Genomic DNA, 21,094 nt, shown 5'->3' on the forward strand with positions numbered 1-21,094 from the left:
TGTTTAATATTAAGGAGGATATATCATGGCAGTACCAAAAAGAAGAACGTCTAAAACTAGAAAAAACAAACGTCGTACTCACTTCAAAATTTCAGTACCTGGTATGACTGAATGCCCAAGTTGTGGAGAATACAAATTATCTCACCGCGTATGTAAAAACTGTGGTTCTTACAACGGTGAAGAAGTCGTTTCTAAATAATCGACTTAATGATTTTAGTGAAGCATGGACAATTTAATTTTGTTCGATGCTTCTTTTTTTATCAATAATCAAATTTTATAATAATCGGCGATAAAAATGGTTATACATATAATGTTTAAGTTTCCATTATGATCGATTTAGTTATGTTAATATAAATTAGTAAACACCATCAATAATAGCTACTATAAAATGGAGAACTATATGGAACAAATTACGTCAGCACAAAACAGTAAGATAAAAAATGCAAATAAATTAAAGAAAAAGCGAGATCGTGATAAAACTGGACAAGCATTGATTGAAGGTATTCATTTAATCGAAGAAGCTTACCAAAGCGACATTGTCATTAAGCAACTATTTGTAATTGAACCAAATAGAACAGATGAAGCGCTTAAGGATTATGCTGAAGAGACATTTGAAATTAATATGAAAGTTGCAGAATCATTATCAGGTACGATAACACCTCAAGGTTTTTTTGCTGTAATTGAAAAGCCTAAATATGATGTTACGCAAGCAAAACAAGTATTATTAATCGATCGCATTCAAGATCCGGGTAATCTAGGCACATTAATTCGTACTTCTGATGCAGCGGGAATAGATTTGATTGTAATGGAAAAAGGTACAGCCGATCCATATCAAGACAAGGTTTTACGAGCAAGTCAAGGTAGTGTATTTCATATTCCGGTTATTACCGCAGATTTGAAAACATTTATCGCTGATTTTAATGGACCAGTTTATGGTACTGCGCTTGAGAATGCGCAACCATATAAGGAGGTAGCATCTCAAGATATATTTGCCTTATTACTAGGTAATGAAGGTGAAGGTGTGAACAAAGCATTATTAAATGAAACATCACAAAATTTAACAATACCAATTTACGGCAAGGCGGAAAGCTTAAATGTAGCTATTGCTGGAAGTATTTTACTTTATCATTTGAAAGGTTGACCCTGAGAAATAAAATCGGCTATACTTAGATGTACACAATAATCAATGTAAATTAATAACTTAAGTTATAAAAATTAAAAATATAACCGATAAAAAGACCTTAACTGATATAAAGTGTTGTACAGGGAGAGTAAACGTGACTGCAATTTACTCCAACATGTATTAGTTTCTTTCATCTTTTTGGTTACTTAAAGAAATTTAGGTCGGAGTACGTCTTCGTTACCAACGATTACAAGTGTATGCATATGCATAAATTTGGGTGGTACCACGGAAAGACTTTCGTCCCAGTTTTGGGATGGGAGTCTTTTTTTATAAAAAATGTTAACAATAAATAGTGAATATAATGTGAGAGGTGTAAGTCAATGACTCAAAACGATTCAATGGCAGAATTAAAACAACAAGCACTTGTTGATATTAATGAAGCTCAAAATGAACGCGAATTACAAGATGTTAAAGTTAAATACTTAGGTAAAAAAGGCTCAGTAAGTGGATTAATGAAAAATATGAAAGATTTACCTAATGAAGAAAAGCCAGCATATGGTCAAAAAGTAAATGAACTACGTCAAACAATTCAAAAAGAATTAGATGAGAAGCAAGAATTGTTAAAAAACGAAAAATTAAATCAACAATTAGCAGAAGAAACAATCGATGTAACATTGCCAAGTCGACAAATTAGTATAGGTTCTAAACATCCTTTAACACGAACAGTTGAAGAAATTGAAGATTTATTCTTAGGTCTAGGTTACGAAATTGTTGATGGCTATGAAGTAGAACAAGATTATTATAATTTTGAAGCTTTAAATTTACCTAAATCCCATCCGGCACGTGATATGCAAGATAGTTTTTATATTACTGATGAAATCTTAATGCGTACACACACATCTCCAGTACAAGCACGCACAATGGAAAAACGCAATGGACAAGGACCAGTTAAAATTATTTGTCCTGGTAAAGTTTATCGCCGTGATTCAGATGATGCGACACATAGTCACCAGTTCACACAAATTGAAGGACTAGTTGTTGATAAAAACATTAAAATGAGTGATTTAAAAGGAACATTAGAATTAGTGGCGAAAAAATTATTCGGTGCAGACCGTGAAATTCGATTACGTCCTAGTTACTTCCCGTTCACTGAACCTTCTGTAGAAGTGGACGTATCATGTTTCAAATGTAAAGGTAAAGGCTGTAACGTATGTAAACATACAGGATGGATTGAAATTTTAGGTGCGGGTATGGTACACCCGAATGTACTTGAAATGGCTGGATTCGATTCAAATGAGTATTCTGGTTTCGCATTTGGTATGGGTCCTGACCGTATCGCGATGTTGAAATATGGTATTGAAGATATTCGTCATTTCTATACAAATGATGTTCGATTCCTTGAACAATTTAAAGCTGTTGAAGATAGAGGTGAAGCATAATGTTGATTTCTAATGAATGGTTAAAAGATTACGTAGATGCAGGGGTTAAGGTTGAAGATTTAGCAGAACGTATTACCCGTACAGGTATTGAAGTAGATGACATGATAGATCATACAAAAGATGTTAAAAATCTAGTGGTCGGCTATATTCAATCAAAAGAAAAGCATCCTGATGCAGATAAATTAAATATTTGCCAAGTAGACATTGGTGAGGAAGAACCTGTTCAAATCGTTTGCGGTGCACCCAATGTAGATGCTGGTCAACACGTCATTGTTGCGAAAGTTGGTGGTCGCTTACCAGGAGGCATTAAAATTAAACGTGCTAAATTACGTGGTGAGCGTTCAGAAGGTATGATTTGTTCATTACAAGAAATTGGTATTTCAAGTAATGTGGTACCTAAAGCATATGAAAATGGTATTTTTGTCTTTCCGACAGAAGTTGAGCCAGGAACGGATGCATTAACAGCACTATATTTAAATGATCAAGTGATGGAATTTGATTTAACACCTAACCGTGCCGATGCATTAAGTATGGTAGGTACAGCTTATGAAGTAGCTGCGTTGTATCAAACTGAAATGACGAAACCAACTACTAAAAGTAATGAAATTTCAGAATCTGCAACAAATGAATTATCAGTAACAATCAATAATCCTGAAAAAGTCCCTTATTATAGTGCGCGTGTTGTTAAAAACGTAAGTATAGAACCATCTCCAATTTGGATGCAAGCACGTTTAATAAAAGCAGGTATACGACCAATTAATAATGTTGTAGATATTTCAAACTATGTTTTATTAGAATATGGTCAACCGTTACACATGTTTGATCAAGATCATATCGGCTCTAAAGACATTGTTGTACGACAAGCGAAAGATGAAGAGACAATGACTACATTAGACAATAATGAGCGCAAGCTAGTAGATACTGATATCGTTATTTCTAATGGTAAAGAACCTATTGCATTAGCTGGCGTAATGGGTGGCGACTTTTCAGAAGTAACTGAACAAACTACTAACGTAGTAATAGAAGGTGCAATATTCGACCCAGTATCAATTCGTCACACTTCACGTCGTTTAAACTTACGTAGTGAAGCCTCTAGTCGTTTTGAAAAAGGTATCGCAACAGAATTTGTTGACGAAGCGGTTGACAGAGCATGTTACTTATTACAAGAGTTAGCTTCTGGTGAAGTACTACAAGATAGAGTGTCTTCAGGAGATTTAAGATCATTTGTGACACCAATCGATATTACAGCTGAAAAGGTAAATAAAACAATTGGTTTTAATTTGTCTAATGACGAAATTCAAGCTATCTTTAAACAATTAGGTTTCGAAACAACATTAAAAGGCGAAACATTAACGGTCAATGTGCCTTCACGTCGTAAAGATATTACTATTAAAGAAGACTTAATTGAAGAAGTCGCACGTATTTATGGTTACGATGAAATCCCTTCATCATTACCAGTATTTGGCGAAGTAACAAGTGGAGAATTAACGGATCGTCAACATAAAACACGTACCGTTAAGGAAACGCTTGAAGGTGCTGGATTGAACCAAGCAATCACATATTCATTAGTTTCTAAAGATCATGCTAAGGACTTCGCACTTCAAGAACGTTCAACAATCAGTTTATTAATGCCTATGAGTGAAGCACATGCTACTTTACGTCAGAGCTTATTACCACATTTAATTGAAGCAACTGCATATAATGTAGCTCGTAAAAATAAAGATGTTAGATTATATGAAGTTGGTCGTGTATTCTTTGGCAATGGTGAAGGCGAACTTCCAGATGAAGTTGAATATTTAAGTGGTATTTTAACTGGAGAATATGTTGTTAATGCTTGGCAAGGTAAAAAGGAAGAAATTGACTTCTTTATCGCTAAAGGTGTTGTAGACCGAGTTGCGGAAAAATTAAATTTAGAATTTAGTTATAAAGCTGGAAAAATTGAAGGTTTACATCCAGGACGTACAGCGATTGTATCTTTAGAAGGACAAGACATTGGTTTCATTGGTGAATTACACCCACAAGTTGCAGCAGATAATGATTTAAAACGCACGTATGTGTTTGAATTAAATTATGATGCAATGATGCAAGTAGCGGTTGGATATATTAATTATGAACAGATTCCTAAATTCCCTGGTGTGACAAGAGATATTGCATTAGAAGTTAATCATGATGTACCTTCTTCTGAATTGAAACAAATTATTCATAATAATGGTGAAGACATCTTACAAAGTACATTAGTATTTGATGTTTATGAAGGTGAACATTTAGAAAAAGGCAAAAAATCAGTAGCAATCCGATTAAATTATTTAGACACAGAAGACACTTTAACTGATGAACGCGTATCTAAAATTCATGATAAGATTCTGGAAGCATTACAAGCTCAAGGTGCTACAATTAGATAATGAAGTAAAAGAGACGAATTCTGTATTAATGGAATTCGTCTCTTTATAAATTTATTTATATTTTTTAGTCACTAAATTTTGGGCTTTTTCTCGATTTTTAAAATGTTTTTTTGAGATCATATCTAACGTTTCTATTCCATGTTTATCAATAATTTGAGCAGCTATCAAATCTACTTTATTGCTAGCACCTTTAGGGATATCTTGTTTCATTTTATGTGATATATGATCCATATGTTTAACAAAGGCGTATCTTGAAATAATACTAGCAGCTGCGATTGCTAATGATTTAGATTCACCTTTCGTTTCAAATTTAGTTTTTTCTGGGTAAGGTAGTGAACTTAAAGCATAGCGTTGATAAACACCACGTACTGCAAATTGATCAATAACGATATAATTTAACTCATTGCAATTAATTTTTTGGGTGACATTTTTGATAGCTTCATTATGTAGTACAGCTTTCATTTTAACTTGGGACCAACCAATAGCCTGTCTATCGTTATATTTTGGATTATCGAGCGTTAAAAGTGAATGAGGAATAAATGTAATCAATTGTTCAGCAAGTTCGATTATTTTTTGATCATTTAATTTTTTTGAATCATCCACACCAAGTGTTTTTAAAATTTTAACATTCTCCCTAGAAACATAAGCAGCACAAACAGTTAGAGGGCCGAAGTAGTCACCACTTCCTGCTTCATCACTTCCTATACAATTATAATGATTATAAGCTAATGTTTCACCTGAAGATTGGTTAGAAGATGATGAATTCTTGGAAGTAGTGTTATGATCTGGAAGTAATTGTTGGGCAACAGCTTCCGCATTTTTTCCTTGAAACATAACTTTGCCTGAATTATAAATATTTATCACAGATTGTTTGTATTTAGTTCTCGCTTTCATTCCTGGAGGTAATTGAGATGTTTCAAATGTAATTTGTTGTAAGAGATGTTGGATTTCAGATTCTGATAATTTATGAACGACGTTTGCCATAGGCTAGTTAATCCTCACTTTTCAAAATATAATAAAACATAGTTAAGCATAACATATTGAGGATGTTCATCAGAATAGTTATATAGTTCAAATTTACATTAATTAATTAAAATGATTACGCGTTAGCTACTTACCAAACAACATATCCTAATGTATAATAAGTTGTGATATTCTACTACATAAATTGCGTAAAGTGCATACTAAATTGAAGTACAAGATGAGGTGGTTATTTACATGTAACCATTGATAGGCTTAAAGAATAAATAATGTCAGGAGTTATTGCTATGGGAGAATTTAGAAATCGAATCAATGTCACGATTAACGATCAGAATTATACTATCATTGGTGAAGACAGCCCCGAGCATATTCGTTACGTAGCACATTTAGTTGATGAAAAGTTAAAAGAAATGGGACGTAAATCAACAGGATTAGATACTACAAGAAAATCAATCCTAACAGCGGTTAATATTATGCATGAAAAGGTCAAATTAGAAGAAGAAAACCGCAAACTATTACAAGAAATTCAACAATTAAAACAACGAGAAGAATAGATGATTATTGATTTTACGATAGCTATTATTATTGTGTATGGTCTTGTTATAGGGTATAGAAGAGCTGTATGGTTGAATAGTTTACATTTATTTTCAACGATAGTCTCATTAGTTATAGCACATCAATTTTATCATCGAATTAGTTCGCAGTTAATTGTATTTATACCTTTTCCAAAGACAATTGCATATGATATGAAGTATGCATTTCATTTTAATGATTTGCAGCAACGCTTTGATACAATTATTGCATTTTTACTAATTGCCTCACTTTGTAAGTTGATTTTATATCTTATAATAATTACTTTTGATAATATAGTGACGTATAGAATGATTAACCAAATCAGTAGACTATTTGGTAGTTTAATAAGTGTAGTGATGGCAGTTGTTGCAATACAGTTATCAATCTATGTGCTAGCATTGTATCCAATTGAGTGGTTACAACACAATTTACAACATGCGTACATAGGCAAACTTATCTTGTTTCATACACCATTTTTCTCGTCTTATATTTTAAATTTATAAAACAAAACTGATATAAGGTCAGGACAATGCTTCTTTGTTAAATGTCCTGGTCTTCTTTTTATGGAGTGATTAGAATGACAAAAAAAGATGTAATTCAATTATTAGAAAAAATTGCTATATATATGGAATTAAATGCGGAAAATACGTTTAAAGTATCTGCGTATAGAAAAGCAGCTCAAAGCTTAGAAATTGATGAACGACCACTTGATGATATTAAAGATGTTACTGAATTAAAAGGTATTGGTAAAGGTGTAGGGGAAGTCATTGATGAATATCGTAAAACAGGTGAATCAAGTTATTTAAAAGAATTACAACAACTTGTTCCAGAAGGCTTGATTCCATTAATGAAGATTCAAGGATTAGGTAGTAAAAAAATAGCTAAATTATATAAAGAACTTAATATTACAGATAAAGAAAGTTTACAATTGGCTTGTGAAAGTGGAAAAGTGAGCGAACTAAGTGGTTTTGCTAAAAAAACTGAACAAAATATACTTGAAGCAGTTAAAGCTTTAGGAGCAAAAAAAGATAGCTATCCAATAGACACTATGCGAGGTTTAAATCGTATCATAATCGATTATTTAGAAACAATTGATAGTATTGAGAGATACTCAGAAGCAGGAAGCTTCCGTCGTTATAAAGAAATGAGTAAAGATTTGGATTATATTATTAGTACGGAGCATCCAGATGAAGTACAACAACAACTTTTAAATATACCTAATAAAGTTAAAGATGTTGCTGTTGGCCAAACGAAAGTTTCATTAGAGTTGACGTACGATGATGAGACTATTGGCGTAGATTTTCGCCTTATTGAGCCAGTTGCGTTCTATCACACATTACAACATTTTACAGGTTCTAAAGATCATAACATTCGTATAAGACAAATGGCTAAAGCACAAAATGAAAAAATAAGTGAATATGGAATTGAACAGCAAGATGGCACTTTACTACAGTTACAGAGTGAGGAAGAGATTTATCAACATTTCGGTAGTGAATGGATTGCACCCGCTTTACGTGAAGACGGTAGCGAATTTGATAAAGATTTAAGTGAAATTATTACTTTGGATGATATTAACGGAGATATTCATATGCATACCACATATAGTGATGGTGCTTTTTCTATTAGAGATATGATTGAAGCAAATATAAAAAAAGGCTATCAATTCATGGTGATTACTGACCATTCACAAAGCCTTAAAGTCGCAAATGGGTTACAAGTTGAACGTTTATTACGTCAAAATGAAGAAATTAAGAAGCTAAATGAAGAATATGCAGAAATAGATATCTTTTCAGGCACAGAGATGGATATTCTTCCTGATGGCTCGTTAGATTATGATGATGATGTGTTATCACAACTTGACTATGTTATAGCTGCGATTCACCAAAGCTTTAATCAATCAGAAGAAGAGATTATGAAACGTTTGGAAAATGCATGTCGAAATCCATATGTACGACACATCGCTCATCCAACAGGACGTATTATCGGTCGAAGAGAAGGGTACAAACCGAATATCGATCGATTAATGAAGTTAGCAGAAGAAACAAATACAATAATGGAAATTAACGCAAATCCTAAGCGATTAGACTTAAATGCTGAAACAGTTAAAAAATATCCTAATGTAAAATTAACAATTAATACAGATGCTCATCATATTGATCATTTAGACTTTATGAAATATGGTGTAGCCACTGCTCAAAAAGGGTTTGTAAATAAAGATCGAGTAATTAACACAATGTCTCGTCAAGCATTTAAGGATTTTGTTGGAAATAATAAAAAGTTGAAGAAATAGAGGGATTGTATGAGACAAAAAACATTAGACGTCTTAGAATTTGATAAAATCAAGTCATTTGTAGCTTCGGAAACAATAAGTGACTTAGGGCGTGAAAAAGTGTCTAAGATGTCTCCAGCCACTGACTTTGAAACAGTAGAATTTCAAATGAATGAGACAGATGAAATTTCACAAATTTATAATAAATATCGTTTGCCAAGTTTAAGTGGTTTAGCCAAAATTTCACCATTGATTCATCGTGCAAATATAGGTGGCGTATTAAATGTTACAGAGCTAAATTTAGTTAAACGTTTAATTCAAGTTCAAAATCAATTTAAGACATTTTATAATCAATTATTAGAAGAAGATGAACAAGTTGTTAAGTATCCAATTTTGAATGATAAAATGAACCAATTACCAATTTTATCGGATCTTTTCCAAGAGATAAATGAAAAATGTGATACACACGATTTATATGATAGCGCAAGTTATGAATTGCAAGGTATACGAAGTAAAATTTCAAGTACAAACCAACGCATACGACAAAATTTAGACCGTATCGTTAAAAGCCAATCCAATCAGAAGAAATTATCTGATGCTATTATAACGGTACGCAATGATCGTAATGTTATACCGGTTAAAGCTGAATATCGCCAAGATTTCAAAGGGATTGTTCATGATCAATCTGCCTCTGGACAAACGCTTTATATAGAACCATCATCGATTGTAGAAATGAATAATCAAATCAGTCGTTTACGAAATGATGAAGCAGTAGAACGTGAGCGAATTCTAACAGAATTAACAGGTATGGTTGCTGCCGAAGCAGATGGTTGCTTAATTGCTGAATCAGTCATGGGACAAATTGACTTTTTAACAGCTAAAGCACGATATGCACGCTCAATTAAAGGAACGAAACCTACGTTTTACAAAGATAGAACCGTTTATTTACCTAATGCATATCATCCACTATTAAATAAAGATACGGTTGTAGCTAATACAATTGAATTTGTTGATGATATTGAAACTGTCATAATTACAGGTCCAAATACGGGTGGTAAAACAGTTACATTAAAGACACTTGGATTAATTATTATTATGGCACAATCAGGATTGCTAATTCCGACATTAGATGGTAGTCAGTTAAGTGTCTTTGAAAATGTTTATTGTGATATAGGTGATGAGCAATCAATTGAACAATCACTATCCACTTTTTCTTCGCATATGAAGAATATTGTGGAAATTTTGCAAGAGACAGATAAAAATAGTTTAGTTTTATTTGATGAATTAGGTGCAGGTACTGATCCAAGTGAAGGTGCAGCATTGGCGATGAGTATCTTAGATCACGTTCGTGAAATAGGTTCATTAGTAATGGCTACAACACATTATCCAGAATTGAAAGCATATAGCTATAATCGTAAAGGTGTCATGAACGCTAGTGTTGAATTTGATGTTAATACGTTAAGTCCCACGTATAAATTGTTGATGGGTGTACCTGGTCGTTCTAATGCATTTGATATCTCCCGCAAATTAGGACTTAGCTTAGGTATTATTAATAAAGCTAAGACCATGATTGGGACAGATGAACAAGAAATTAATTCAATGATTGAATCTCTTGAAAAGAATTCAAAACGTGTTGATGAACAACGAATAGAATTAGATAGACTTTTAAAAGAAGCCAAAATAACACATGACGATCTAGAGCAACAATACGAGCAGTATAAAAATTATGAGAAAAGATTGATGGATGAAGCTAAAGAAAAAGCAAATCAACGTGTTAAATCTGCTACTAAAGAAGCGGATTCAATCTTAAAAGAGTTAAGAACATTACGTGATCAAAAAGGTGCAGATGTCAAAGAACACGAACTTATTGATAAAAAGAAACAATTAGATGATCAATATGAAGAGAGATCAATAAAACAAGATATACAAAAACAAAAATATGATGAAATACATGAAGGTGACGAGGTCAAAGTATTATCATATGGTCAAAAGGGCGAAGTATTAGAACTTGTAAATGAAGAAGAAGCAGTTGTTCAAATGGGTATTATTAAAATGAAATTACCTATTGAAGACCTTGAAAAAACTAAAAAGAAAAAAGAGAAACCAACTAAGATGGTAACTCGACAAAATCGTCAAACAATTAAAACTGAATTAGATTTACGTGGTTATCGTTATGAGGAAGCGGTTGGCGAATTAGATCAATATATTGACCAAGCTGTCTTGAGTAATTATGAGCAAGTTTATATTATTCATGGTAAAGGTACTGGTGCACTCCAAAAAGCCGTACAGAATCACTTGAAAAAACATAAAAGTGTTAAATCATATCGTGGTGGTATGCCAAGTGAAGGTGGTTTTGGTGTGACAGTAGCTGAACTTAAATAAGGCATAATAAAGTGTAAGCAGTGTTGTTGATTTTTTTAGAAAATAACGTACAATTAAGCCAGTGAAAATAAAAGGAAATGAGTGAGATTCGATAATTATTGACAGACAGTTAATAAGTGAGCAACTCCAATGCAAGTACTACTAAAGTCTGTTATAATTTGCTCATCATTCAAAATTTAAGGAGGATTGGCATTTATGGCAATCGTAAAAGTAACGGATTCAAACTTTGATGAAAATATTCAATCAGGCGTTAAATTAGTTGATTTCTGGGCAACTTGGTGTGGACCTTGTAAAATGATCGCACCAGTTTTAGAAGAATTAGCTGGAGATTATGATGGAAAAGCTGATATTTTAAAATTAGATGTTGATGAAAATCCATCAACAGCAGCTAAATTTGAAGTAATGAGTATCCCAACTTTAATCGTATTTAAAGACGGTGAACCAGTTGATAAAGTAGTAGGTTTCCAACCTAAAGAAAACTTAGCTGAAGTATTAGATAAACATCTTTAAGAATAATTTGAACGTATATGAGACTGGGGCATTACATAGAATGTAATAGCTCCGTCTTTTTTATGTGTAGTTAATTTTATGGGAAGGAGGATAAATGTTGTCAGACTACAAAGAGAAAATTAAAAATAAATTAAGTGTAGTTCCATTTGAACCGGGTTGTTACTTAATGAAAGATCGTAATGATCTAGTGATTTATGTCGGCAAAGCCAAGCGTTTAAGAAATAGATTACGTTCATACTTCACAGGTGCACATGATGCAAAAACTACTCGGTTGGTAGGAGAAATTCGAAATTTTGAATTTATAGTAACTTCAAGTGAAACTGAATCCTTGCTTTTAGAATTAAATTTAATTAAACAATATCAGCCTCGCTACAATATTCTATTAAAAGATGATAAAAGTTATCCATTTATAAAAATTACTAAAGAAAAGCATCCAAAGTTAATTGTTACGCGTACAGTTAAAAAAGGTACTGGAAAATATTTTGGACCATACCCTAATGCTTATTCAGCTCAAGAGACAAAAAAGTTATTAGACCGTATTTATCCTTTTAGAAAATGTGATAAAATGCCTGATAAATTATGTCTTTATTATCACATTGGACAATGTATGGGACCATGTGTATATGATGTTGATCAACAAGTTTATGCACAAATGACTCGTGAAATAAGTGATTTTTTAAATGGTGAAGATAAAACTATACTTAAAAATTTAGAAGATCGTATGATGGATGCTAGTGAAAAATTAGATTTTGAACGTGCAAAAGAATATCGTGATTTAATACAACATATTCATAATTTAACTAAAAAACAAAAAATTATGTCATCTGATAATACGATTCGAGATGTGTTTGGTTATAATGTTTCTAAAGGATGGATGTGCATTCAAGTCTTCTTTATTCGTCAAGGTAATTTGATACAAAGAGATGCTACAATGATTCCTTTACAACAGCAATCTGAAGAAGAAGAATTTTATACATTTATAGGTCAATTCTATAGTTTAAATCAGCATATATTACCCAAAGAAGTACATGTTCCTAAAAATTTAGATAAAGATATGATTCAATCTGTAGTAGATACTAAAATTGTACAGCCAGCTCGTGGCGCAAAAAAAGAAATGGTAGATTTAGCAAACCATAATGCTGAAGTCGCTCTTGAAAATAAATTCGAGCTAATTGCTAGAGATGAATCACGTACAATAAAGGCAATAGAGGAGCTCGGTGAACGAATGGGTATACAAACACCTATTCGTATTGAAGCATTTGATAACTCAAACATACAAGGTGTAGACCCTGTGTCTGCTATGGTAACCTTTGTTGATGGAAAAGCAGATAAAAAAGGTTATAGAAAATATAAAATTAAAACAGTTGATGGACCTGATGACTACAAATCAATGAGAGAAGTTGTTCGTCGTAGATACACACGTGTTCTAAATGAAGGATTACCGTTACCTGATTTGATTATAGTTGATGGTGGGAAAGGACATATGTCAGGTGTATTAGATGTTCTAGAGAATGAACTAGGACTGGATATTCCGGTCGCTGGATTAAGAAAAAATGATAAACACCAAACGTCAGAGTTACTTTATGGAACAAATGCAGAAGTTGTACCATTGAAGAAGAATAGTCAAGCATTCTATTTATTACATCGAATTCAAGATGAAGTACACCGTTTCGCAATTACATTCCATCGTCAAACACGTCAAAAAACAGGATTACAATCAGTATTGGACACTGTTGATGGAATTGGAAGTAAACGCAAGACAAGTTTGTTAAGAACATTTGGATCAATTAAGAAAATGAAGGAAGCGAGTGTAGCGGATTTGAAGAAAGCGGGACTTCCTGAAAAGGTTGCACTAAACTTGAAGCAAGCATTATCAAATGATTAATTAAAAAAAGGGCTATGAGAATTATTCTCATAGCCCAAAAACATATAAAAAATGTTACAATACAGTTAACAAAAAGTTTATTTTTTTAAGAAAGTATGGAAGCGTTTTCTAATTGAGAAACATTATCATTAAAGTGTTTTTATTAATGATTAATGTAATACTAGCATTCCTCATTAAAACAAATATGATTTATTTACTTTTTTAAGTCCTACTTGTTTACATAGTTCTTAATAGAACCGATATTTATTGATTATTGTCACAATAATTTAACAATGGACAAGTACTAAATAAAATAGTAAATCATTATGATGTTTCTTGATTGAAAAGACTTTCTTATAAATAAACTATTTAAATCAATAGTTTTACAGGGGGGACTCCTTTTGGCAAAGTCTAAAAATGAATTCTACCTTAGACGTGTTCACTCGTTACTAGGTATCATTCCAATTGGCGCATTTTTAGTTGTTCATTTAATTGTGAACCATCAAGCAACACAAGGGGCAGAGGCTTTTAATAAGGCGGCTGGCTTTATGGAATCAATTCCATTTTTATTAGCAGTTGAATTTTTATTAATTTATATTCCAATTTTATATCACGGTTTGTATGGTATTCACATTGCATTTACAGCTAAAGAAAATATCGGTCATTATTCTTTATTTAGAAACTGGATGTTTGCATTACAAAGATTTTCAGGTATTGTGACATTCGTATTTATCTTCATGCATTTATGGCAAACTACAATTCAAAAATACTTCTTTGGTAAAGCAGTTGATTTTGAATTGATGCACAAAACACTTGAAAATCCAATTTGGGTTATCGTATATATCGTTTGTGTATTATGTGTTATTTTCCATTTCTCAAATGGTTTATGGTCATTCTTTGTAACATGGGGATTCTTACAATCTAAACAATCACAACGTGTATTCACTTGGATTTCTTTAATCGTATTCTTAGTTTTAGGATACATTGGAGTATCTGCAATTTTCGCATTTGTATAAAACACAATTTGTAATCATATATAATACGTTGAATTTTAGATAAGTATTTATATCAAATACTTATCAAATGAGCTTATGCAATTACGTTAAGATATCGATATATTTTAGGGGAGTGACTTTTCTATGGCAGAGAAAAAAATTATTGTTGTCGGTGGAGGACTTGCCGGTCTGATGTCAACAATTAAAGCTGCAGAACAAGGTGCGCATGTAGATTTATTCTCAATTGTACCTGTTAAACGTTCGCACTCTGTTTGTGCCCAAGGTGGTATTAATGGTGCGGTAAATACCAAAGGTGAAGGGGATTCTCCTTGGATTCACTTTGATGATACAGTTTATGGTGGGGACTTCTTAGCAAACCAACCACCTGTTAAAGCTATGGCTGAAGCTGCTCCATCAATCATTCATTTATTGGACCGTATGGGCGTTATGTTTAGTAGAACAAAAGAAGGGCTATTAGACTTTAGACGTTTCGGTGGTACGCTTTATCACAGAACTGCTTTTGCAGGTGCAACTACTGGTCAACAATTATTGTACGCGCTTGATGAACAAGTACGTTCATTTGAAGTAGATGGATTAGTAACTAAGTATGAAGGTTGGGAATTCCTAGGAATTGTCAAAGATGATGACAATGCTGCTAGAGGCATCGTAGCTCAAAATATGACAACTTCTGAAATTAAATCATTTGGTTCAGATGCCGTTATTATGGCAACTGGTGGACCTGGTATCATCTTCGGTAAAACAACAAACTCAATGATTAATACAGGTTCAGCGGCATCAATTGCATACCAACAAGGTGCTAAATATGCAAATGGTGAATTTATTCAAATTCACCCAACAGCTATTCCTGGTGATGACAAATTACGCCTAATGAGTGAATCAGCACGTGGTGAAGGTGGTCGTATTTGGACATACAAAGACGGTAAACCTTGGTACTTCTTAGAAGAGAAATATCCTGATTATGGTAACTTAGTACCTCGTGATATTGCAACGCGTGAAATCTTTGATGTTTGTATCAATCAGAAATTAGGTATAAACGGGGAAAACATGGTTTACCTTGATTTATCTCATAAAGATCCACATGAATTAGATGTTAAACTTGGTGGTATTATTGAAATTTATGAGAAATTTACGGGAGATGACCCACGTAAAGTTCCAATGAAAATTTTCCCGGCCGTTCACTATTCAATGGGTGGCTTATACGTAGACTATGATCAAATGACTAATATTAAAGGATTATTTGCTGCTGGGGAATGTGATTTCTCTCAACATGGTGGTAACCGCTTAGGTGCCAACTCATTATTATCTGCAATCTACGGTGGTACTGTAGCTGGTCCTAATGCAATAAAATATGTTGAGAATGTAGAAACAACATATACTGAATTAGATGACAGCATTTATCAAAAACGTGTCGATGAAGAGCAAGAACGCTTTGATAAATTATTAAATATGCGTGGAACTGAAAATGCATATAAACTTCACCGTGAACTTGGTGAAATTATGACAGCGAACGTAACAGTTGTTCGTGAAAACGATAAATTATTAGAAACAGATAAAAAAATCGTCGAATTAATGAAACGTTATGAAAATATTGATATGGAAGATACACAAACTTGGAGTAACCAAGCTGTATTCTTCACTCGTCAATTGTGGAACATGTTAGTTTTAGCACGTGTAATTACAATTGGGGCTTACAATCGTAACGAATCTCGTGGCGCACATTACAAACCAGAATTCCCTGACCGTAATGATGATGAATGGTTAAAAACAACATTAGCTGAATATCAAGGTAGAGAAGAAGCGCCTAAATTCACTTATGAACCAGTTGATGTAAGTTTAATTCCACCACGTAAACGTGACTATACAAGTAAGTCTAAAGGAGGTAAAAAATAATGGCTGACAATCAATCAGTGAAAGACACTCCCGAAGAACTTCGCCAAAACGATAATAATACAAATGAAAAAGAGCAAAAAGAATCAAAACAAAAATCAATCAAGTTGATTATCAAACGACAAGATAATCAAGATTCTAAACCGTATGAAGAAACGTTTGAAATTCCTTATAAAGAAAATATGAACGTAATCGCATGTTTAATGGAAATCAGACGTAATCCAGTAAATAATAAAGGTGAAAAAACAACACCTGTTACATGGGATATGAACTGTTTAGAAGAAGTTTGTGGTGCTTGTTCAATGGTCATCAATGGACGTGCTAGACAATCATGCTCAGCAATTGTTGATCAATTAGAACAACCTATACGTCTTGAACCAATGAGTACTTTCCCTGTTATTCGTGACTTACAAGTGGATCGTACTAGAATGTTTGATAACTTGAAACGTATGAAAGCTTGGATTCCTATTGATGGTACGTATGATTTAGGACCAGGACCACGTATGCCTGAGAAAAAACGTCAAACAGCTTATGAGTTATCTAAATGTATGACGTGTGGTGTTTGTTTAGAAGTTTGTCCTAATGTTACGCAAAATAATAAATTCGTTGGTGCTCAGGCAATTTCTCAAGTTCGTTTATTCGACTTACATCCAACTGGTGCAATGACTAAAGACGAACGATTAGACGCTTTAATGAGTGCTGGCGGTTTGCAAGAATGTGGTAATTCTCAAAACTGTGTAAATGCTTGTCCGAAAGGTATTCCTTTGACAACTTCTATCGCAGCTATGAACAGAGAAACAACATTCCATATGTTTAAATCATTCTTCGGTTCAGACCACAAAGTAGATTAATATATACATTTAATTATAATTTGAAAAGTAGTTAATGATTCTTAATTGAATTGATTAACTACTTTTTTCTATATAAAACTTTTTAAGGTATGTATATGAATGCTTAATCGGATTAGTCAAACTCTTAGCATGTATATGATAAAATAAATGTATTATGTGTTATAAGGATGAATGAAGATGAACAAACCAATTGGTGTTATAGATTCAGGTGTTGGTGGTTTGACAGTTGCTAAAGAAATCATGCGTCAATTACCCAACGAAACAATTTACTATCTAGGGGATATTGCGAGATGTCCTTATGGTCCAAGGCCTGGTGATGAAGTTAAACAATTTACTACTCAACTTGCTAATAAATTAATGCAATTTGATATTAAAATGCTTGTAATAGCTTGTAATACAGCTACCGCTGTAGCATTAGAACATTTGCAACAATTGCTGCCTATTCCAGTTATTGGAGTTATTGAGCCAGGGTCAAGAACAGCCATTATGACTACTAAAAATCAAAATGTTTTAATTTTAGGGACTGAAGGAACAATTAAATCTGAGGCGTATAGACATCATATTAAGCGCATTAACCCAAACGTTCATGTTTATGGTGTAGCTTGCCCTGGGTTTGTTCCACTAGTTGAACAAATGCGCTACGATGACCCTACAATTACAAGTATTGTCATTCATCAAACGTTAAAGCAGTGGAGAAATACTGATGCAGATACGATAATTTTAGGATGCACACACTATCCATTGTTATATAAGCCTATAAATGATTATTTTGGAGGAGAGAAAAAAGTTATTTCCTCTGGATTAGAAACAGCACGTGAAGTTAGTGCTTTATTAACTTTTAGTAATGAACATGCGAGCTATACACAACATCCCGAGCATAGATTCTTTGCTACCGGAGATACAGTACATATTAAAAATATCATTCTACAATGGTTAAAATTAGATGTTGAAGTTGAACGCATCAGTGTAGATGAATAATCAAGGAGGAATATGAATGGCAGACATCGTAATTGCTACAAATAATAAAGGTAAAATTAATGATTTTAAATCAATTTTTCCCAATGACAATGTGATAGGTATATCAGAACTAATAAAAGACTTTGATGTAGAGGAAACGGGAACAACTTTTGAAGAGAATGCACGATTAAAGTCTGAAGAAGCTGCAAAAGTATTGAATAAACGTGTGATAGCAGATGATAGTGGATTAGAGGTATTTGCTCTAAATGGCGAACCTGGCGTTTATTCAGCTAGATATGCAGGATCAGATAAGAGTGATGATGCTAATATTGATAAATTATTAAATAATTTAGATAGTATCGAAAATCGAGATGCACAATTTGTTTGCATCATTAGTATGAGTGCACCTAATGAAACTACTCAAACTTTCAAAGGTACTGTTTCTGGAGTGATTACTACTGAAAGACAGGGCGAGCATGGTTTTGGTTATGATCCTATTTTCTATGTGCCTGAAAAAGGTAAAACTATGGCTCAACTTACAGCAACAGAAAAGAGTGAAATCAGTCATAGAGGTAATGCAATTAAAAAATTGAATGCTTATTTGGAGAGTGAAAAGTAATGACAAAGTGGCTTATCGTCAGTGACAATCATACAGAATCTGGTATTTTATATCACTTATATGAAGCGCATAAGGATGCTGATGTTTTATTACATTTAGGGGATTCAGAATTTGAATATAATGATACTGAACTAAGCCTATATAGAAGAGTAAAAGGAAATTGTGACTTTTATCCTGAATTTCCTAATGAAGAAGAAGTGGAAATTAAAGGTATAAAGGCTTTATATACTCATGGACATTTGTATTCGGTAAATCAGACTCGTATGCATTTAGCACAAAAAGCTAAATCTCAGGGAAGTCAATTTGCATTTTATGGTCATACTCATGTTGCAAAATATGAGCATTTAGATGGTGTACATGTCATAAATCCAGGCAGTATATCACAATCTCGCAGTAGTATTGAAGAAACGTTTGCCGAACTCATTATTGATGAAGTGAATGGTAGTGCTATTCTAAACTATAGAAATCGAGATAATCAAATTATAGAAACGATTGAATTTGAAGTTTGATATATAGACACTTAAGCATTTAATTAACTCCTAAGTGTTTATGCCAATACATATAATATTGGTTAATAGAATATTAATATTGAATGGAGTTTTTAAATTGTGAAGTGAAAAACTAACGTCTTTAACGTTTTATTTTGCAATAGTCACTTTGGTCATTTCAATAATTAATTTAATACTTACAATTAAAATCTAAATTTTTTAGGTAAAAAAGTTGTTGATCACGTGTTAAATATGTGTCAAAATTTTTAAACTAACAACATAATAATATTTTCTTAGAAACTCGTCATAACATGGCGGGTTTTTCTATTTTTGATGCAGTTTAGCTTAGTTACAAGACAAAATAAAAAGAACGCCGTCATAACAGCGTTCTCAACCTAAAAATATATGTAATTTTTAGTTAATGACGTCCTGGGAGGGATTCGAACCCCCGACCGATGGCTTAGAAGGCCATTGCTCTATCCAGCTGAGCTACCAGGACATGAATTTTTAACACAAGAATAATTATAGCTAAAGAAACATTATTTAGCAATAGCTTTAATATAAAAAAAGTTTATATTTTTCACTAATTATGTGTATTTGTAACTCATATCGACTATGTGCAAGTGCAATAAGACATAAAGTCGAGCAATTGAATTAATATCTTCAAGCCATATGGACGCAGAAGTAATCAAATGTATAGAACCAATAGGAAGCATTATAAGCAACTATGAACAAACTATAAACATCTATGAATGAATAAAGTAATAAATAGATCCTAAGTGTTGAAATTATTCTCATCTATTATTCATATACTCAATCCAATTACAAAATAAAAGTATCATGATAAATAGTGAAATACAGAAATTAATAAAGTTACAATGACTAACATTACGATTAATTAAATAGTTGAAAAGGACTAGAGTATATTCACTTGTCTGTTTAGATAAATGGTTGTAATTAGAATCCTTGACTTGCAATGGTCTCTTAGTAGGTTAAAGCGTTTATAAAACAAGATGAATTTTAAAGAAATATAAAGCTAATGTAAAGGTCTTGTAAACGTTTGCAGAATTGTCAGATTTTGCACAACATATTCGAATGCCTAAGTGTGTTTTATATAATCAAAGGTCTACAGTTTTGATGTCTAATTTATAAGTTAAGAAAGATAGAACGCAAATAGCATAAATCACTATATAGTATAAGTAACAAAACGATAGGTAAACAAAAACTTACCAATTAATCGTTTTTGGTTTTAAGAAATAGCTTAATGTATTTATTGAATTTTATACATTAAGATTTAAATACTTTAAATAAAAAGAAATGGAGCGATTTAAATGTCAAAATTAGTACAAGCAATTTCAGATGCAGTTCAAGCAGGCCAAAACCAAGATTGGGCTAAATTAGGTACAAGCATTGTAGGTATCGTAGAAAATGGTGTTGGCATTTTAGGTAAATTATTCGGATTCTAAGTTTCCACATATAACATTTATTGAAAATATAAATAAACATTTTAAAGGAGATAGTAATCATGGAAAAAATCGCAAACGCAGTAAAAAGTGCAATTGAAGCAGGTCAAAACCAAGACTGGACTAAATTAGGTACAAGTATCTTAGATATCGTTTCAAACGGTGTTACAGAATTAAGTAAAATCTTCGGTTTCTAAATCTAAAAATTAAACAATTTAAATATATAAAATTAAAAGAATGGAGCGATTTAAATGTCAAAATTAGTACAAG

At 32.6% G+C, this 21,094-nt stretch carries 19 protein-coding genes and 1 tRNA gene; 18 read left to right on the forward strand and 2 right to left on the reverse strand.

Annotated elements, in window-relative coordinates; genetic code table 11:
* The first annotated feature begins 25 nt into the window (after positions 1–25).
* The 4 genes from rpmF (at position 26) to pheT (ending at position 4,964) form a co-directional block, all read left to right on the forward strand.
* Entirely contained in the window at positions 26–199 is a 174-nt protein-coding gene (gene rpmF / locus HMPREF2737_RS07790; RefSeq protein ID WP_002435373.1) for a 50S ribosomal protein L32, read from the forward strand.
* Positions 200–400: 201 nt separating this feature from the next.
* The gene (locus tag HMPREF2737_RS07795; protein ID WP_037549427.1) at positions 401–1,141 is read left to right on the forward strand and encodes a TrmH family RNA methyltransferase; all 741 of its coding nucleotides are present in this window, start codon (positions 401–403) and stop codon (positions 1,139–1,141) included.
* A 362-nt stretch (positions 1,142–1,503) separates the two neighbouring features.
* The gene (pheS, locus tag HMPREF2737_RS07800) at positions 1,504–2,562 is read left to right on the forward strand and encodes a phenylalanine--tRNA ligase subunit alpha (RefSeq protein WP_037536224.1); all 1,059 of its coding nucleotides are present in this window, start codon (positions 1,504–1,506) and stop codon (positions 2,560–2,562) included.
* Complete coding sequence (gene pheT / locus HMPREF2737_RS07805; RefSeq protein ID WP_037549429.1) at positions 2,562–4,964, forward strand: phenylalanine--tRNA ligase subunit beta; 2,403 nt, start codon at positions 2,562–2,564, stop codon at positions 4,962–4,964. The genes pheS and pheT overlap by 1 nt, the downstream gene beginning before the upstream one ends.
* Positions 4,965–5,015: 51 nt before the next feature.
* On the opposite strand, the gene rnhC is transcribed toward pheT, so the two are convergent.
* The gene (rnhC, locus tag HMPREF2737_RS07810; RefSeq protein ID WP_037549432.1) at positions 5,016–5,948 is read right to left on the reverse strand and encodes a ribonuclease HIII; all 933 of its coding nucleotides are present in this window, start codon (positions 5,946–5,948) and stop codon (positions 5,016–5,018) included.
* Positions 5,949–6,232: 284 nt separating this feature from the next.
* On the opposite strand from rnhC, the gene zapA reads away from it, so the two are divergent.
* The 12 genes from zapA (at position 6,233) to HMPREF2737_RS07870 (ending at position 19,382) form a co-directional block, all read left to right on the forward strand.
* On the forward strand, positions 6,233–6,499 hold the full coding sequence (gene zapA / locus HMPREF2737_RS07815; RefSeq protein ID WP_011276097.1) for a cell division protein ZapA: 267 nt from the start codon (positions 6,233–6,235) through the stop codon (positions 6,497–6,499).
* Positions 6,500–7,021 carry a CvpA family protein gene (locus tag HMPREF2737_RS07820; protein ID WP_037549435.1) on the forward strand — a complete coding sequence of 174 codons (522 nt, stop codon included), beginning with the start codon at positions 6,500–6,502 and terminating at the stop codon, positions 7,019–7,021.
* Positions 7,022–7,095: 74 nt separating this feature from the next.
* On the forward strand, positions 7,096–8,808 hold the full coding sequence (gene polX, locus HMPREF2737_RS07825) for a DNA polymerase/3'-5' exonuclease PolX (protein ID WP_037549438.1): 1,713 nt from the start codon (positions 7,096–7,098) through the stop codon (positions 8,806–8,808).
* 9 nt (positions 8,809–8,817) lie between these two features.
* Positions 8,818–11,169, forward strand: a complete 2,352-nt coding sequence (locus HMPREF2737_RS07830; protein ID WP_037549442.1) for an endonuclease MutS2 — start codon at positions 8,818–8,820, stop codon at positions 11,167–11,169.
* 195 nt (positions 11,170–11,364) lie between these two features.
* Complete coding sequence (gene trxA, locus HMPREF2737_RS07835; RefSeq protein ID WP_011276093.1) at positions 11,365–11,679, forward strand: thioredoxin; 315 nt, start codon at positions 11,365–11,367, stop codon at positions 11,677–11,679.
* A 97-nt stretch (positions 11,680–11,776) separates the two neighbouring features.
* Positions 11,777–13,564 (forward strand): excinuclease ABC subunit UvrC, encoded by a 1,788-nt coding sequence (gene uvrC, locus HMPREF2737_RS07840; protein WP_037549457.1) that lies wholly within the window; start codon positions 11,777–11,779, stop codon positions 13,562–13,564.
* Between the two features lie 380 nt (positions 13,565–13,944).
* Positions 13,945–14,559: a succinate dehydrogenase cytochrome b558 subunit gene (locus HMPREF2737_RS07845; RefSeq protein ID WP_011276091.1), complete on the forward strand. Its 615-nt coding sequence runs from the start codon at positions 13,945–13,947 to the stop codon at positions 14,557–14,559.
* 123 nt (positions 14,560–14,682) lie between these two features.
* On the forward strand, positions 14,683–16,449 hold the full coding sequence (gene sdhA / locus HMPREF2737_RS07850) for a succinate dehydrogenase flavoprotein subunit (protein WP_037549444.1): 1,767 nt from the start codon (positions 14,683–14,685) through the stop codon (positions 16,447–16,449).
* Positions 16,449–17,297: a succinate dehydrogenase iron-sulfur subunit gene (sdhB, locus tag HMPREF2737_RS07855; protein WP_037549447.1), complete on the forward strand. Its 849-nt coding sequence runs from the start codon at positions 16,449–16,451 to the stop codon at positions 17,295–17,297. Before sdhA ends, sdhB begins: the two co-directional genes overlap by 1 nt.
* A 177-nt stretch (positions 17,298–17,474) precedes the next feature.
* On the forward strand, positions 17,475–18,275 hold the full coding sequence (racE, locus tag HMPREF2737_RS07860; RefSeq protein ID WP_037549449.1) for a glutamate racemase: 801 nt from the start codon (positions 17,475–17,477) through the stop codon (positions 18,273–18,275).
* A gap of 16 nt (positions 18,276–18,291) precedes the next feature.
* A complete protein-coding gene (locus HMPREF2737_RS07865) occupies positions 18,292–18,873 on the forward strand; it encodes an XTP/dITP diphosphatase (RefSeq protein ID WP_037549451.1) in 582 nt (193 codons plus the stop codon).
* Complete coding sequence (locus tag HMPREF2737_RS07870) at positions 18,873–19,382, forward strand: YfcE family phosphodiesterase (RefSeq protein WP_037549454.1); 510 nt, start codon at positions 18,873–18,875, stop codon at positions 19,380–19,382. The genes HMPREF2737_RS07865 and HMPREF2737_RS07870 overlap by 1 nt, the downstream gene beginning before the upstream one ends.
* 404 nt (positions 19,383–19,786) lie before the next feature.
* On the opposite strand, the gene HMPREF2737_RS07875 is transcribed toward HMPREF2737_RS07870, so the two are convergent.
* Positions 19,787–19,860: transfer RNA gene (locus tag HMPREF2737_RS07875), tRNA-Arg, on the reverse strand.
* 832 nt (positions 19,861–20,692) lie between these two features.
* Between HMPREF2737_RS07875 and HMPREF2737_RS07880 the strand changes: the two genes are divergently transcribed.
* Both HMPREF2737_RS07880 and HMPREF2737_RS07885 read left to right on the forward strand, forming a co-directional pair.
* A complete protein-coding gene (locus HMPREF2737_RS07880; RefSeq protein ID WP_011276028.1) occupies positions 20,693–20,827 on the forward strand; it encodes a phenol-soluble modulin PSM-beta-3 in 135 nt (44 codons plus the stop codon).
* A 59-nt stretch (positions 20,828–20,886) separates the two neighbouring features.
* Positions 20,887–21,021 (forward strand): phenol-soluble modulin PSM-beta-2, encoded by a 135-nt coding sequence (locus HMPREF2737_RS07885; RefSeq protein ID WP_011276027.1) that lies wholly within the window; start codon positions 20,887–20,889, stop codon positions 21,019–21,021.
* The last annotated feature ends 73 nt before the right edge of the window (positions 21,022–21,094 follow it).

The sequence above is a fragment of the Staphylococcus sp. HMSC069D12 genome (assembly GCF_001810405.1).
GTDB lineage: Bacteria > Bacillota > Bacilli > Staphylococcales > Staphylococcaceae > Staphylococcus > Staphylococcus haemolyticus.

What these genes read in the sequence shown, in the direction of transcription:
- polX (WP_037549438.1), top strand. Translation starts at nt 7,096, where the DNA reads ATGACAAAAAAAGATGTAATTCAATTATTAGAAAAAATTGCTATATAT.
- HMPREF2737_RS07885 (WP_011276027.1), top strand. Translation starts at nt 20,887, where the DNA reads ATGGAAAAAATCGCAAACGCAGTAAAAAGTGCAATTGAAGCAGGTCAA.
- HMPREF2737_RS07820 (WP_037549435.1), top strand. Translation starts at nt 6,500, where the DNA reads ATGATTATTGATTTTACGATAGCTATTATTATTGTGTATGGTCTTGTT.
- HMPREF2737_RS07795 (WP_037549427.1), top strand. Translation starts at nt 401, where the DNA reads ATGGAACAAATTACGTCAGCACAAAACAGTAAGATAAAAAATGCAAAT.
- zapA (WP_011276097.1), top strand. Translation starts at nt 6,233, where the DNA reads ATGGGAGAATTTAGAAATCGAATCAATGTCACGATTAACGATCAGAAT.
- rpmF (WP_002435373.1), top strand. Translation starts at nt 26, where the DNA reads ATGGCAGTACCAAAAAGAAGAACGTCTAAAACTAGAAAAAACAAACGT.
- HMPREF2737_RS07830 (WP_037549442.1), top strand. Translation starts at nt 8,818, where the DNA reads ATGAGACAAAAAACATTAGACGTCTTAGAATTTGATAAAATCAAGTCA.
- HMPREF2737_RS07880 (WP_011276028.1), top strand. Translation starts at nt 20,693, where the DNA reads ATGTCAAAATTAGTACAAGCAATTTCAGATGCAGTTCAAGCAGGCCAA.
- trxA (WP_011276093.1), top strand. Translation starts at nt 11,365, where the DNA reads ATGGCAATCGTAAAAGTAACGGATTCAAACTTTGATGAAAATATTCAA.
- pheT (WP_037549429.1), top strand. Translation starts at nt 2,562, where the DNA reads ATGTTGATTTCTAATGAATGGTTAAAAGATTACGTAGATGCAGGGGTT.
- rnhC (WP_037549432.1), bottom strand. Translation starts at nt 5,948, where the DNA reads ATGGCAAACGTCGTTCATAAATTATCAGAATCTGAAATCCAACATCTC.
- HMPREF2737_RS07865 (WP_037549451.1), top strand. Translation starts at nt 18,292, where the DNA reads ATGGCAGACATCGTAATTGCTACAAATAATAAAGGTAAAATTAATGAT.
- HMPREF2737_RS07870 (WP_037549454.1), top strand. Translation starts at nt 18,873, where the DNA reads ATGACAAAGTGGCTTATCGTCAGTGACAATCATACAGAATCTGGTATT.
- sdhA (WP_037549444.1), top strand. Translation starts at nt 14,683, where the DNA reads ATGGCAGAGAAAAAAATTATTGTTGTCGGTGGAGGACTTGCCGGTCTG.
- sdhB (WP_037549447.1), top strand. Translation starts at nt 16,449, where the DNA reads ATGGCTGACAATCAATCAGTGAAAGACACTCCCGAAGAACTTCGCCAA.
- pheS (WP_037536224.1), top strand. Translation starts at nt 1,504, where the DNA reads ATGACTCAAAACGATTCAATGGCAGAATTAAAACAACAAGCACTTGTT.
- racE (WP_037549449.1), top strand. Translation starts at nt 17,475, where the DNA reads ATGAACAAACCAATTGGTGTTATAGATTCAGGTGTTGGTGGTTTGACA.